The sequence below is a fragment of the Salipiger pentaromativorans genome, from assembly GCF_024721115.1.
GTDB lineage: Bacteria > Pseudomonadota > Alphaproteobacteria > Rhodobacterales > Rhodobacteraceae > Salipiger > Salipiger pentaromativorans.
Genome location: NZ_JAMDHK010000002.1, coordinates 89,413 through 102,292 on the forward strand (window position 1 = coordinate 89,413; position 12,880 = coordinate 102,292).

A 12,880-nucleotide genomic window follows, 5' to 3' on the forward strand; every position below is an offset into this window, starting at 1 on the left:
CCATGGACCGCATCCTCCCCGAAACCGCCCGCGCCCGGCTTGCGCGGCTGTGGCAGCGCGCGCAGGACGAGATGGAGCGCATCGAGTTCGCCTCGCCGGGCTGGATGCCCGAGCCGCAACGGCGGGACGGCCGCCCGGTCGCCGATGTGATTATCGTCGGGGCCGGGATGTCGGGGCTGGCCATCGCCTTCGGCCTGCGCCGGCGCGGCATCGGCAATGTCCGGGTCATCGACAGGGCGCCCGCCGGGCAGGAGGGGCCCTGGATCACCTGCGCGCGGATGAAGACGCTGCGCTCGCCCAAGACCCGGACCGGTCCGGATCTCGGTGTGCCTAGCCTGACACCGCAGGCGTGGTTCGTCGCGCGCTACGGCGAGGCCGCCTGGGAGAGCTGCGAGCGCATGAGCCGGGCCGACTGGATGGCCTATCTGACCTGGTTCCGCGACACGGTCGGGATCGCGGTGGAGAGCGAAACCGAATTGACCGACCTCGCGCCCGCGGGGTCCGGGCTGGTCGCGCTGGACCTGAAGACCTCGGAGGGGACCGAGCGGGCCCATGCGCGCCGCGTGGTGCTGGCGACGGGGATGGACGGCGCGGGCGGGCCCCGGGTGCCCGGGCTCTTCGCCGCGCTGCCGAAACACTTCTGGACACATAGCGCCGAGACCTGCGACGACAGCCATCTGCGCGGCAAGCGCGTGGCGGTGATCGGCTCGGCCACCTCGGCCTTCGACTGGGCGGACGCGGCGCTCGATCAGGGCGCGGCCTCGGTCACGCTGCTGTCGCGCGGGCATGCGTTTCCGCGCCACGAGATCCTGCTCTTCACCCATTTCCCCGGCTATCTGGGGCATTTCCAGGCGCTGCCGGATGCCGAGCGCTGGCGGTTCAACCGGCTGTCGCAGACCTTCAAGGTGCCGCCGACGCAGGACCAGTATGACCGCGCGGTCGCGGATCCGCGCTTTGCCATGGTGTTCGACGCGCCGGTGACGGGCTGCCGGGTCGAGGGCGATGCCGTCCGGCTGGACACGCCGAAAGGGACGCTGCTGGCCGATCACCTGCTGCTGGGCACCGGCTATGTCGAGGCGGATCTGCGCCTGCGCCCCGAGCTGGGTCGGATCGCCGAGACCTGCACGCTCTGGCGCGACCGTTACAGCCCGCCCCCTGAGGACGCGGATGCCGGGCTGGGCCGCTTCCCCTATCTGAGCGAGGATTTCGCCTTTGTCCCGCGCGGAGCCGGGGCGGAATGGCTGCGCCGGGTGCATCTCTTCACCTATGGCGCGGCGCCCAGCGTCGGCCCGGTCAGCAACGGCATCACCGGCATGAAATACGGCGTGCCGCGCATGGTCGAGGCGCTGGTGGCGGCGTTCTTCCGCGAGGATGCCGCGTTTCATGCCCGCCGCATGGCCGCCTATGACGCGCCGCGCTTCGATCCGCATCTCGAAACCCTGTCCGGCACCGTAAGGGAGGCCCTGACATGACGACCGCCACCGTGCCGCTCTCCGATACCATGGCCGCTGCAAGGCGCGACAGCGCCGAGTTTCCGGTGCTGCTGGCCAATCACGCGCCGATGATCCTTGTGGCGATGCGGCGGCTGGGCGCCCCGGACGCGCGCATCGCCGCGTGGTTCGCGCAATACCGGCAGGCCAAGAAACTGTATCCGATGCCCGCGCCCGTGGCCCCGATCACCGGGGCCGACTGGCTGGACCATCTCGGCGACCGCAGCCGCGAGGCCGATTACCGCGCCTTCATGCGCGCCGAGATCCATCGGCTGGGCCGGGCCGCGACGCTGCGGCGCTACCTGCCGGCGCTGCTGCCCGGGATCGGTGCCAGCGCCACCCATCCGCTGATGCGCATCGCCTATGCGCTGCTCGCCGATGACGATGACGAGATCGGCGCCGCCCTGGGCTACTGGGCCGCCTGTTTCCTGCCGCTGCCCGTCTGCACCGGCCAGCGGCCCGACACCGACGATCCCCTCGCGGTGCTGGCCGGGGTCGGGGCGATCCCCGGCGCGCGCGATTACGATCCCGGCAGCCATTTGCTCTGGCACCACATCCGCACCGTCGCGGCGCTGCCGGAATTCGCCCCGGTCGGGGGCCGGCTCGAGATCGGGCAGGGGACGCTGGCGCAGATGGCGGCAGTGGGGCTCAACCTCTATGCCGCGACGCTGGATTTCGCCGCGCTGCATGTGGTGACCGGTCTGCACTGGTGCCGGCTGTTGTTGCCCTGGCTCGACGGGCCCGAGCCGCTGCTGCGCCCCTATTGGCAGGTGGTCGCGGCGCTGGTGCCCTATATCGGCTTTCCCGATCCGCTGACCCCGGCCGAACTGGACGAAATGCGCCGCTTGCCCGCGCCCCCCTGGGAGGAGATCGCCCGCAAGGCCATCGCCTCGGAGGACGAGCACGACATCAGCCTCACCTTCTCGGCCCGCGAAGAAGAGAAGATCTATGGCGATCCGCTTTACCGGGTGGTGGCGGCGCGGCGGCTGGGGCTGCTGTCATGACGGGGTGCCTGCTTGAGAACGTCCGGCTGAACGGCGGCGAGGGACCGGTCGAGATCCTCATGGAGAGCGGCACGATCCGCGCCATCGCGCCCAGGATCGCCGTGCCCGAGGGGCTGCCCCGGCTGGATGGCGGCGGCGGGCTGGTGCTGCGGCCGATGGTCGATGGCCATGTGCATCTCGACAAGACGCGGCTGGGCCTGCCTTTCGAGTCCCACGTCCCAGGCGCCTCCGTGGCCGAGCGCATCGCCGTCGAGGAGCGGCTGCGCGCCGACCGGCCCGACGCCACGGCGCAGTGCGGCGCGGCGCTGATCGAGCGCATGGCGGGTTTCGGCACCATGGCGCTGCGCAGCCATGCCGACATCACCCCCGGCGCGGGTCTGGCCGGGCTCGAGGCCGAGCTGGCGCTGCGAGAGCGCTATCGCGGCGTGATGGACATCCAGATCGTCGCCTTTCCCCAGACCGGCGTGATCCGGGTGCCGGGTCTCGACGATCTGCTGGATGCGGCGTTGAAGATGGGCGCCGATCTGGTGGGCGGGCTCGATCCCGCCGGCTTTGACGAGGAGATCGCGGCGCAGCTCGATACCGTCTTTGCGCTGGCCGACAAGCATGGGGCAGGGGTGGACATCCACCTCCACGATCCCGGCACGCTGGGCACGTTCGAGCTGCGCCAGATCGCGGCCCGCGCCCGGCGCTACGGGCTGGAGGGGCGGGTTGCGGTCTCGCACGCCTATTGTCTCGGACAGGTGCCCGGCGACGATTTCGCCCGCACTGCCGATCTGCTGGCCGAGAGCGGGGTCGACATCCTGACCAATGTGCCCTCGCATGTGGAAATGCCGCCGGTCGCCGATCTGGAGGCACGGGGGGTGACGGTGTTTCTCGGCTCCGACAACATCCGCGACGCCTGGTCGCCCTTCGGCACCGGCGACATGTTCGAACGCGCGGCGCTGCTGTGCCAGCGCTGGAACTGGCGCGAGGATGCCGATCTCGAACATGCCTGCGCGCTGGCCTCGGAGGTGCCGGCGCGGGTTCTGGGGCTGCGCTCTGACCCGATCGCGCCGGGCACCGCGGCGGATCTGCTGATCGTCGGCGCCGCCTGCATCGCGGATGCCATTGCCACCCGACCCGCCCGCCGCACGCTGCTGCGGGCGGGCCGGGTCATCGCCGAAAACGGCCGCCTGCGGGCCGCCGGAAACACGAAGGACCAAGACCGCCAATGACCCTGCTGGACATGCAAACCACCAATTATTTCCCGAAACTGCGCGGCGGGGCGCAGCCGATGGATTTCGCGACCTGCCCCGACAATCCGCTGCGGCTGATGCAGGACTGGGCCACGCATGTGCTGTCCATCGGCGCGACAGAGCCGATGTTCGTCACACTGGCCACCGCAAGCGCCACGGGCATTCCCTCGTCGCGCACCGTGCAACTGCTGGACATTGCCGACGACGCGCTGCTCTTCACCACCAATATGGGCAGCCGCAAGGGGGTCGAGATTCTGGAAACCGGCGCTGTCGCCGTGTCGCTCTACTGGCGCGAGACCGGGCAGTCGATCAACGTCACCGGCACCGTTCGCGTGGCCGATGACGACGAGAACGACCGCCGCTTCGCCCAGGACCACCGCGAGGTGCAGGCGTCGCGGGTGGTGTCGTTCCATGGCCGCAAGCTGACCGACGAGGCGGCGCATAATGCCCGCTGGGAGGAGCTTTACCGCAGCGACCGCGCGATTGCGCGGCCTGACTACTGGAAGTGGTTCCGCGTCGTGCCCAATGGTGTCACCTTCTGGGAGGGGCATCCCGACCGGATGAATCGGCGGCTGCATTACACGCGCACCGGCGAGATCTGGGACAAGAGCCCGATCGAAGCGTGAGGCCGTCCCGAAACGGGTGTGTGGGCAGAGGAAAGGGGAGGAAATGATCGCGTCTGACAGTTCCCTGATGGTGGAGCGGGTCTATCGCTCGCTGGTGCAGCAGATCTTCGACGGCGAACTGACGCCCGGCGACATGTTGCAGGAGGAGCAGGTGGCCGAGAGCTTTGGCGTCTCGCGCACGCCGGTGCGCGAGGCGCTGCACCGGCTGATGTATGACGGGCTGGCGGCGCGCGGGCCGCGCCGCGCCTTCATGGTGCGCAGCCTCTCTCCCGACGAGGTGAGCGATCTGGTCGAGGCGATGTGGGAGCTGGAGGCGCTTTGCGCGCGCCTGTCCTCGATGCGCATGACCCCGCAGGAGCGGCATGCGCTGTCGCTCTGCGTCGAACAGGGGGATGTGGCGCTGGCCGAGAACGACAGCGTGGCCTATGCCAAGATCAACCGCGACTTCCACAACCGTCTGGTCGAGGGCGCGCGCAACCGCATGATCGGCGGCAGCGCCAAGGCGACGCGCGTGCGCCTCTCGCCGCTGCATTCGGCCCCCTTCGCCACCCGCGAGGACATCGCCAAGAGCCAGGAAGAGCACAAGGATATTCTCAAGGGCGTTCTGGCCAGCGACCAGTTGCACACCTGGGAGGCGATGAGCCGCCACATGGCCACCACCGCCACCAAGGTGCTGGCGCTTTATCACGAGATGGAAGAGACGCGCAAAGCCCGCTAGCGGGCTGCGCGCCATTCCGTTGCAGCGTTCTCCGGGGCTTTGGCGCCGGACACCCCCTTTTTGCCTCAGACCGTTCCGGACCCGCCATGCCGACCTCCTATCGCTCCCCCTCGCTTTATCTTGCCGGCCGCTGGCAGGCGGACACCGCCGCGACGGCGCCGGTCGTCGATCCGGCCACCGGGCGCGAGATCGGCCGGGTGCCTCTGGCCGATGCCGCGCTGGTGGCCGAGGCGCTCGACGCGGCGGAGCGGGCCTTTGCGCCCTGGCGGGCGCTGGGGGCCGAGGCACGCGGGGCGATCCTCGAACGCGCGGCGGGGCTGTTGCGCGGCGGGCTGGAAGAGGCCGCGCGGCATATCGTTCTGGAGCAGGGCAAGCCGCTGGCCGAGGCCCGGCTCGAAATCGCAAGCTGCGCGGGGATGCTGGAATGGTTCGCGGCGGCGGGCCGCGCCGCGCCGGACCGGCCGCTTCCGGCACAGCCGGGGTTTCCCCGCCGGATCATCCGACAGGAGCCCATCGGCCCCGTCGCGGCCTTTGCGCCCTGGAACTTCCCGGCCTCGATCCCCACCCGCAAGGCCGCCGCGGCGCTGGCGGCGGGCTGCCCGGTGGTCGTCAAACCCGCCGAGGAGACGCCGGCGGGCTTTGGCTTTGTCGCCCGCGCGCTGCACGAGGCGGGGCTGCCGCCGGGCGTGCTTTCGGTGCTTTACGGCGATCCCGGGCCGCTCAGCGCGCAGGTGATCGCGTCGCCCGCGATCCGCAAGATCGCCTTCACCGGTTCGACCCGCGTGGGCTGCCTCATCGGCGAGATGGCCGGGCGGCTGGCAAAGCCCTGCGTGCTGGAGCTGGGCGGCCATTCGCCGGTGCTGGTGCTGGAGGATGCCGACATCGAGATGGCCGTCGCGCGCTCGGTTCAGGCCAAGTTCCGCAATGGCGGGCAGATCTGCGGCTCGCCGACGCGCTTCTATATCCACGAAAGCCGTTACGATGCCTTTGCCGACCGCTTTGCCGAGGCGGTGGCGCGCCTGCCCATGGGCAGCGGGCTCGACCCCGAAACCCGGCTTGGCCCGATGATCGGCGCCGGGCGGGTGGAGGCGTTGCACGCGCTGGTGACCGAGGCGGTGGCGCAGGGCGCCACGCTGCGCAGCGGTGGCGAACTGCCCAACGGGCCGGGGTTCTTTTATCGTCCGACGCTGTTGCAGGACGTGCCCGAGACCGCGCGGATCATGCAGGAAGAGCCCTTTGGCCCGGTGGTCGTCCTGAACCGCTTCTCGGACCGCGAGGACGCACTGGCGCGGGCGAACGGCACGCCCTACGCGCTGGCCGCCTATGCGTTCGCGGGCAGCGGCGCGGGGCTCGACTGGGCCGGGGCGGGGCTCGATGCCGGGCTTGTGGGGCTCAACAGCTATGCCGTGGTCTTTGCCGACACGCCGATCAGCGGCCGGCGGTCGAGCGGTTATGGCTCCGAGGGCGGGGCCGAGGGGCTGCGGGAATATCTGATCCCGAAATTTCTGGTGGAGGAGGGCTGAGCCCCGCCGCATCCGCATGCAAAGGAGACCGCCATGGCCCCCGATCTGATCATTCGCAACGCCCGCCTGCCGGACGGGCAGGACCCCGTCGATATCGCGGTTGCAGAAGGCCGGATTGCCGGCATCGGCCCGGGGCTCGCCCCCGGCTTCGCGGGGCCCTGTCACGACGCGGCGGGCCATCTGGCCACCGCCGGCCTGATCGAGACCCATATCCATCTGGACAAGGCCGGCATTCTGCATCGCTGCACGCTGTGCGACGGGACATTGGGCGAGGCGGTGCGCGAGACCGCGCAGGCCAAGGCCGCCTTCACCGAGGAAGACGTCTACCGCCGCGCCGAAAGCGTGGTGCGCCGGGCGATTTCGCACGGGACGACCCGGCTGCGCAGCTTCGTCGAGATCGACCCGAGAGCAGGGTTCCGCAGCTTCGATGCGCTGCTGGCGCTGCGCCGGGCCTATGCGGAGCTCATCGACATCGAGCTTTGCGCCTTTGCGCAGGAGGGGCTGACCAACGAGCCCGAGACGCATGTCATGCTCGACCGGGCGCTGGCGCGGGGGGCCGATCTGGTCGGCGGCTGCCCCTATACCGATCCGGATCCCGCGCGCCATGTGGCGCAGATCTTCGATCTGGCCGCGAAATACGACGTGGCGGTCGATTTCCACATTGATTTCGACCTCGATCCCGCGCGTTCGGACCTGCCGCATGTGATCCGCGAAACCGAGGCGCGCGGCTGGGGTGGGCGCGTGTCGCTGGGCCATGTCACCAAGCTCTCGGCGCTGCCGCCGCAGGCCCGCGCGCGCAGCGCCAGGGCGCTGGCCGATGCCGGGATCGCGCTGACGGTGCTGCCCGCGACCGACCTGTTCCTGCTGGGTCGCGAGGCCGAGTGCCTGACCCCGCGCGGCATGGTCGCGGCGCATCGGCTTGAATGCGAGGGGCTGCTGGTCACGCTCTCGACCAACAATGTGATGAACCCGTTCACCCCCTTCGGCGATGTCTCGCTGATGCGCATGGCCAATCTCTACGCCAATATCGCGCAAGCCGGCACGCCCGAGGCGCTGCGGCGCGTCTTCGCCATGGTCACCGACAATGCCGCGCGGCTGCTGGGGGACGGGGCCTATGGGCTGCGCCCGGGCGCGCCCGCCGACATCGTGCTTTTCGAGGCACGGGAGGCGGGCGAGGCGGTGGCCACCGTTGCCCCGGCGCTGGCCGGGTTCAAGCGCGGCAGGGCGAGCTTCCTGCGCCCGCAGGCACAGGTTTTCGGGCCGGAGCCCGGCCTTCCCATCGCGGCACCCGGCGGCTGAGCGGCGCCAGCCTCACCGCGCCGCAAGAGCCCGCTGGCGGGAAATCGCGTCTGGCGGGAATTTGGGGGGTGACGGGTGGAAAAATCTTGGCTACCGTCGCGCCACTCATGACGAAGGAGAGTCGGATGATGTCGAACAGGATCCCACACCAGCGATAAGCGTCGGTCCTGTTCGGGTGGGCGCGTGCCCCGCCTCGATCATCTTCTCCTTTTTCCCTCCAGACCTGTTTCCAATTCCTACGGAGTGTCCGTCATGTTCCGAGTCTTCGAGACTCTCGTCGATCCCTTTCAGCCCTTCGAGGCGGAAACCCCGCCCCGGCGGCTCCTGCCCTATATCTGGTCGCAACTGCGCACGCTTGGCGGCTGGCTGCCGGTCATGGCGGCGACGAGCCTGCTGGTCGCCCTCGCGGAAAGCCTGCTGATCTTCTACGCCGGGCGCGTGGTCGATCTGATGAACGCCGCCGGCATCTCCGGGTTCTGGACGGCGCATGGCGCCGAGATGGCGCTGGCCGCTGTGGCGCTGCTGTTGCTGCGCCCGGCGCTCATCGCCTTCAACCACCTGCTGCTGGAACAGACGCTGGTGGGCACGCTGCATGTGCAGTCGCAATGGCGTGCGCACCGGCACATGCTGGGCCAGTCGATCCCGTTCTATCAGAACGATTTCGCCGGGCGGCTGTCCAATCGGGTCATGCAGATGGGCCCGGCCACCGAGGATTCCGCCTATATCTTCCTCGAGGCGATCTGGTTCTCGCTGGTCTATGTGGCCGGCGCGCTGGTGATCATCGCGCCGATCGACACCCGGCTGGCGGCGGTGCTGGCGGCCTGGCTGATCCTCTATGTGGTCTATACGCGGTTTCTGGTGGTCCGCATCACCCATGCCGCCGAACGCTGGTCGGACGGGCGCTCGGCGGTGACCGGGCGGGTGGTCGATGCCTATACCAACATCGAGTCGGTCAAGCTGTTCGCGGGGACGCGGGCCGAGGAAACCTATGCGCTTTCGGCCTTCCGGCGGCTGCGGCTGCGGATCCTGCGGTTTTTGCGGCTGGCGACCGAGATGCATCTGGTGCTGAACCTGCTGAACGGCGCGCTGATGGTCGGCATGGGCGGGCTGGCGCTGCTGCTCTGGACGCGCGGGCAGATGAGCATCGGCGAGGTGACGGCGGCGCTGGCCCTGACGCTGCGGCTCAACGGCATGAGCGGCTGGATCATGTGGGTCACCATCCGGCTCTTCGAGCATTTCGGCGTGATCCGCGAGGGGCTGCGCTCGATCGCGGTGGATCATTCGGTGACCGACGTGCCGCAGGCGCCGGCGCTGGCCGCGACGCGGGGCGAGATCCGCTTCGAGCGGGTCAGCCACCATTACGGCAAGGGATCGGGCGGGCTCGACGCGGTGTCACTGACCATCCATCCCGGCGAGAAGGTGGGGCTTGTGGGGCCGTCGGGGGCGGGGAAATCCTCGCTCATCAACCTGCTGTTGCGCTACCGCGACATCGAGACGGGGCGCATCCTGATCGACGGGCAGGACATTGCCAAGGTCAGCCAGGACAGTCTGCGCCAGGCCATCGGCGTGGTGACGCAGGACAGTTCTCTGATGCACCGCTCGATCCGGGCCAACCTGCTGTATGGCCGGCCCGATGCGGACGAGGCGGCGATGGTGGCGGCGGCGAAACGGGCCGAGGCGCATGAGTTCATCCTCGGGCTGCGCGACCGCGAGGGGCGCCGGGGCTACGATGCGCAGGTCGGCGAACGCGGCGTGCGGCTGTCGGGCGGCCAGCGGCAGCGGATCGCCATCGCCCGGATGATCCTCAAGGACGCGCCCATCGTGATCCTCGACGAAGCGACCTCGGCGCTGGATTCCGAAGTCGAGGCGGTGATCCAGGACTCGCTGCACCGGGCGATGGACGGCAAGACGGTGATCGCCATCGCGCACCGGCTCTCCACCATCGCCGAGATGGACCGCATCGTGGTGCTCGAGCGGGGCCGGATCGTCGAGCAGGGGCCGCATGAGGCGCTGCTGGCGCAGGGCGGGCTTTATGCCCGGCTCTGGCAGCGGCAGTCCGGCGGGTTCCTGCGGGACAGCGACGCCGCCGAATGACGGATCCCGGCGGGGCCTGGCCCCGCCGGGCTCTGGCGTGCGGCGAGAACGGTCAGGCGCGGTGGCGGCGCGCGGCGCGGTTGGCGATGCCGGCCTCGGCGCGCAGCCGGGCGACGGTGCGGCGCGACACGTCGATGCCCTCGGCGGCCAGGCTGTCGGCGAGGGCGCCGTCGCTCAGCGGCCGCGCGGGCGGCTCCTGCGCGATCAGGGCCGCGATGCGGCGGGCAATCGCCGGGGCGCCAAGATCGGGCCGGGCGTCGTGGCCGCGCCGGGCAGCGGCGCAGAAAAAGGCGCGCAGCGGCAGCGTGCCCGCCGGGGTCCGCGCGGAGCCCGCGTTCACCATCCGGCCGACCGAGCTTTCGTGCCGGCCGATCTCGGCGGCGACCGCGCGCATGGTCAGCGGGCGCTGCGCTTCGGGGCCATGCCGCAGGAACCCGGCCTGCCGCTCGGCCAGCACGCGCCCCAGCGCCAGAAGCGAGTGGTTGCGCCGCTCCAGCGCGTCGACCAGAGCCAGGGCGGCGCGGCGCTCTTGTGCCAGCGGCGCGCCGCGCGGCAGCGGGCCGAGATCGGCCAGCGTCAGGCGGGGCAGGGTTTCGGGGTTGAGCCGCACGCTCCAGCCCGCGCCTTCGGGGGCAAAGATCAGATCGGCGACGCGGGTCTGCGCCAGCGGTGGCGCAAAGCGGGCGGCGGGGCGCGGGTCGAGCGTTTTCAGCGTCGCGAGCCGGGCCGTCGCCTCGGCTTCCGAGAGACCGCTGTCGCGGCAGAGCGCCGGCAGGCCGCCCGTGGCCAGCACCGGCAGCGCGTCGAGCAGGCGGCGCATGCCGGCGTCGGGCGGCGTGCCCTCGGCCACGAGCTGCAAGGCCAGCGACTCGGTCAGGGACCGGGCGAAGAGGCCCGGCGGTTCGATGCGCTGGAGCAGGCGCAGCACCGCCTCGGCCTGCGCCTCGGTGCAGCGGGCGCGGCAAGCGATTTCGGACGGGGGGAGCGAGAGAAAGCCCGCGGGATCAAGCGCTTCGGTCAGGGCCAGCGCGATGCGCCGCTGCGCCGGGTCGGGCACCAGATAGGGCAGCCGGTCCAGCACATGGGCAATGAGCGACGGGCCCGGCGCGGCGCTTGCCTCTGGCGCCGCTTCGACCGCCGGGGGCAGATGCAGCCGCAGCCAGGGGTTGCCGGCGGCGGTTTCGGAAAGCTGGCGGGCGAGGTCGAGATTGGACAGCTCCAGAAAACCGATCGTGCGGTGCTGGTCCTGGCTGAGCTTCAGCCCGGCCTGTTGGCGCAGCGAGACGGTCTGTCCGAGTTTCATGACCTCGTAAGCGTATGCGCGCGCAGGAAGTTTGCAAAGCCCTTGGCGACGCGGCCGCCGTCGAGCGGCTCGGACAGCCCCGCGCGGGCCAGCGCGGCACGTTCTTCGGGCAGGCGCAGGCCCGAGGGCTCGTCGAGCAGAGCGCGCAGATAGGCCGGGTCGAACTCCGGATGGAACTGCACGGTCAGGGCCGGGACGGTCTCGTAGCCAAGCCCGCCATTGGGCGAGGCGGCATTGGCCAGCAGCCGCCGCGCGCCCGGCGGCAGCACGGTCACCTGATCCTGATGCGCGGAGAGCGCGGCGAGCGTCTCGCCGCCGAACAGCGCCGTGCCCTCGGTCGTGAGCCGGTGTTCCTGCCGTCCGATCTGCCAGCCTTCCGCCGATTTCTCGACCCGCCCGCCGAGCGCCTGGGCAATGATCTGGTGTCCGAAACAGACGCCCAGCAGCGGCACGCGCAGGGCGCCGGCGGCGCGCAGGAACGCCTCCAGCGGCGGAATCCACGGGTGGTCCTCATAGGCGCCGGCGCGCGCGCCGGTGACCAGATAGGCGTCGAACGCGGCCGGATCTGCGGGCAGGGCGGCCCCTCCGGCGACATAGACGCGGGTGAAACCCGCCTCGGGCAGCGCCGCGCCGAGCCAGGTTTCGAACATGCCCGCATAGGTGCCGAACCGGGGGCGGTGCGTCTCGGCGGGGCGGTCGGCTTCGAGGATGCAGATCTTCATGGCTGTTGCCCTTGCAGAGCGACCGCGCGGGGGGTACGAGGCGGGAGGAGGCCGGTCATTTCCGGCGCTCCCGCGTTGCGATCACCGCGACGACGATCAGCAGCAGCGACAGCAGCACGATGATCGTGCCCACCGCGTTGATCTCGGGCGTCACCCCGCGCCGCATGGTCGAGTAGATATACATCGGCAAGGTGTTGTCGCGGCCCGTCAGGAAGAAGGTGACGGGGATCTCGTCGAAGCTCAGCACGAAGGACAAGAGCCCCGCGCCGACGATCGCCGAGCGGATGTTCGGCAGGGTGACATCGACAAAGCTGCGCCAGGGCGTGGCACCAAGATCGTAGGCCGCTTCCTGCAGCGATTTCGGCAGGCGCTGGAGCCGGGCATAGACCTGCGTCACCACCACGCCCAGAAGCGCCGTGGCATGGCCGAGGACCACCGTTTCCAGGCTAAGCTGAAAGCCCATGAGCCGGAACATGTTCAGCATCGAGATGCCGGTGACGATGCCGGGCAGGGTGATGGGCAGCAGGATCAGCCGGCGAAAGACGGATTTGCCGGGAAAGTCGAACCGGTGCAGCACCATCGCCGCCGGCACGCCGACGCAGAGCGTCAGCAGCGTGGCCAGCGAGGCGACGTAAAAGCTGTTGCCGATGGCGGCCTGAAGGTCGGTGTTCTCGGCCAGTTTGCGATACCAGTCGAGGGTGAAGCCCGAGAGCGGCCAGGTGAGCGAGCGCGAGTCGTTGAAGGAAAACGCGATCAGCACCCAGATCGGGATATAGAGGAAGGCCATCAGCGCCGCGACAAAGGTCATGAAGGCGGTGTCGGCGCCGTAGCGGGCCATCAGCGAAGGGGTGTTCTTGGTCATC

Annotated in this window: 11 protein-coding genes; 8 read left to right on the forward strand and 3 right to left on the reverse strand. The window is 70.2% G+C overall.

Annotated features, from left to right (window positions below):
- The first annotated feature begins 2 nt into the window (after positions 1-2).
- The 8 genes from M4578_RS03550 to M4578_RS03585 all read left to right on the forward strand — a co-directional run bounded on the left by M4578_RS03550 (position 3) and on the right by M4578_RS03585 (position 9,992).
- On the forward strand, positions 3-1,472 hold the full coding sequence (locus M4578_RS03550) for an NAD(P)-binding domain-containing protein (RefSeq protein WP_258092068.1): 1,470 nt from the start codon (positions 3-5) through the stop codon (positions 1,470-1,472).
- Complete coding sequence (locus M4578_RS03555) at positions 1,469-2,494, forward strand: questin oxidase family protein (protein WP_258092069.1); 1,026 nt, start codon at positions 1,469-1,471, stop codon at positions 2,492-2,494. The genes M4578_RS03550 and M4578_RS03555 overlap by 4 nt, the downstream gene beginning before the upstream one ends.
- Positions 2,491-3,711: an amidohydrolase gene (locus M4578_RS03560; RefSeq protein ID WP_258092070.1), complete on the forward strand. Its 1,221-nt coding sequence runs from the start codon at positions 2,491-2,493 to the stop codon at positions 3,709-3,711. The genes M4578_RS03555 and M4578_RS03560 overlap by 4 nt, the downstream gene beginning before the upstream one ends.
- Entirely contained in the window at positions 3,708-4,358 is a 651-nt protein-coding gene (locus M4578_RS03565) for a pyridoxine/pyridoxamine 5'-phosphate oxidase (RefSeq protein WP_258092071.1), read from the forward strand. The genes M4578_RS03560 and M4578_RS03565 overlap by 4 nt, the downstream gene beginning before the upstream one ends.
- A gap of 43 nt (positions 4,359-4,401) precedes the next feature.
- The gene (locus M4578_RS03570) at positions 4,402-5,076 is read left to right on the forward strand and encodes a GntR family transcriptional regulator (RefSeq protein WP_258092072.1); all 675 of its coding nucleotides are present in this window, start codon (positions 4,402-4,404) and stop codon (positions 5,074-5,076) included.
- 86 nt (positions 5,077-5,162) lie between these two features.
- A complete protein-coding gene (locus M4578_RS03575) occupies positions 5,163-6,599 on the forward strand; it encodes an aldehyde dehydrogenase family protein (protein WP_258092073.1) in 1,437 nt (478 codons plus the stop codon).
- Positions 6,600-6,632: 33 nt separating this feature from the next.
- Positions 6,633-7,898: an amidohydrolase family protein gene (locus M4578_RS03580; protein ID WP_258092074.1), complete on the forward strand. Its 1,266-nt coding sequence runs from the start codon at positions 6,633-6,635 to the stop codon at positions 7,896-7,898.
- 252 nt (positions 7,899-8,150) lie between these two features.
- Positions 8,151-9,992 carry an ABC transporter ATP-binding protein gene (locus M4578_RS03585; RefSeq protein WP_258092075.1) on the forward strand — a complete coding sequence of 614 codons (1,842 nt, stop codon included), beginning with the start codon at positions 8,151-8,153 and terminating at the stop codon, positions 9,990-9,992.
- Positions 9,993-10,044: 52 nt separating this feature from the next.
- Here the strand turns inward: M4578_RS03585 and M4578_RS03590 are convergent, their stop codons facing one another.
- Genes M4578_RS03590 through M4578_RS03600 form a run of 3 tightly spaced genes read right to left on the reverse strand, consistent with a single transcriptional unit; the run spans position 10,045 to position 12,879 of the window.
- Positions 10,045-11,295 (reverse strand): RNA polymerase factor sigma-54, encoded by a 1,251-nt coding sequence (locus M4578_RS03590; protein ID WP_258092076.1) that lies wholly within the window; start codon positions 11,293-11,295, stop codon positions 10,045-10,047.
- Positions 11,292-12,017, reverse strand: a complete 726-nt coding sequence (locus tag M4578_RS03595) for a type 1 glutamine amidotransferase (RefSeq protein ID WP_258092077.1) — start codon at positions 12,015-12,017, stop codon at positions 11,292-11,294. Before M4578_RS03595 ends, M4578_RS03590 begins: the two co-directional genes overlap by 4 nt.
- A 55-nt stretch (positions 12,018-12,072) precedes the next feature.
- Positions 12,073-12,879: an ABC transporter permease gene (locus M4578_RS03600; protein ID WP_258092078.1), complete on the reverse strand. Its 807-nt coding sequence runs from the start codon at positions 12,877-12,879 to the stop codon at positions 12,073-12,075.
- Position 12,880 lies beyond the last annotated feature (1 nt).

Bases quoted from the DNA above. Each gene is read 5' to 3' on its own strand.
- M4578_RS03550 (WP_258092068.1), top strand. From the start codon at position 3: ATGGACCGCATCCTCCCCGAAACCGCCCGCGCCCGGCTTGCGCGGCTG.
- M4578_RS03555 (WP_258092069.1), top strand. From the start codon at position 1,469: ATGACGACCGCCACCGTGCCGCTCTCCGATACCATGGCCGCTGCAAGG.
- M4578_RS03560 (WP_258092070.1), top strand. From the start codon at position 2,491: ATGACGGGGTGCCTGCTTGAGAACGTCCGGCTGAACGGCGGCGAGGGA.
- M4578_RS03565 (WP_258092071.1), top strand. From the start codon at position 3,708: ATGACCCTGCTGGACATGCAAACCACCAATTATTTCCCGAAACTGCGC.
- M4578_RS03570 (WP_258092072.1), top strand. From the start codon at position 4,402: ATGATCGCGTCTGACAGTTCCCTGATGGTGGAGCGGGTCTATCGCTCG.
- M4578_RS03575 (WP_258092073.1), top strand. From the start codon at position 5,163: ATGCCGACCTCCTATCGCTCCCCCTCGCTTTATCTTGCCGGCCGCTGG.
- M4578_RS03580 (WP_258092074.1), top strand. From the start codon at position 6,633: ATGGCCCCCGATCTGATCATTCGCAACGCCCGCCTGCCGGACGGGCAG.
- M4578_RS03585 (WP_258092075.1), top strand. From the start codon at position 8,151: ATGTTCCGAGTCTTCGAGACTCTCGTCGATCCCTTTCAGCCCTTCGAG.
- M4578_RS03590 (WP_258092076.1), bottom strand. From the start codon at position 11,295: ATGAAACTCGGACAGACCGTCTCGCTGCGCCAACAGGCCGGGCTGAAG.
- M4578_RS03595 (WP_258092077.1), bottom strand. From the start codon at position 12,017: ATGAAGATCTGCATCCTCGAAGCCGACCGCCCCGCCGAGACGCACCGC.
- M4578_RS03600 (WP_258092078.1), bottom strand. From the start codon at position 12,879: ATGACCAAGAACACCCCTTCGCTGATGGCCCGCTACGGCGCCGACACC.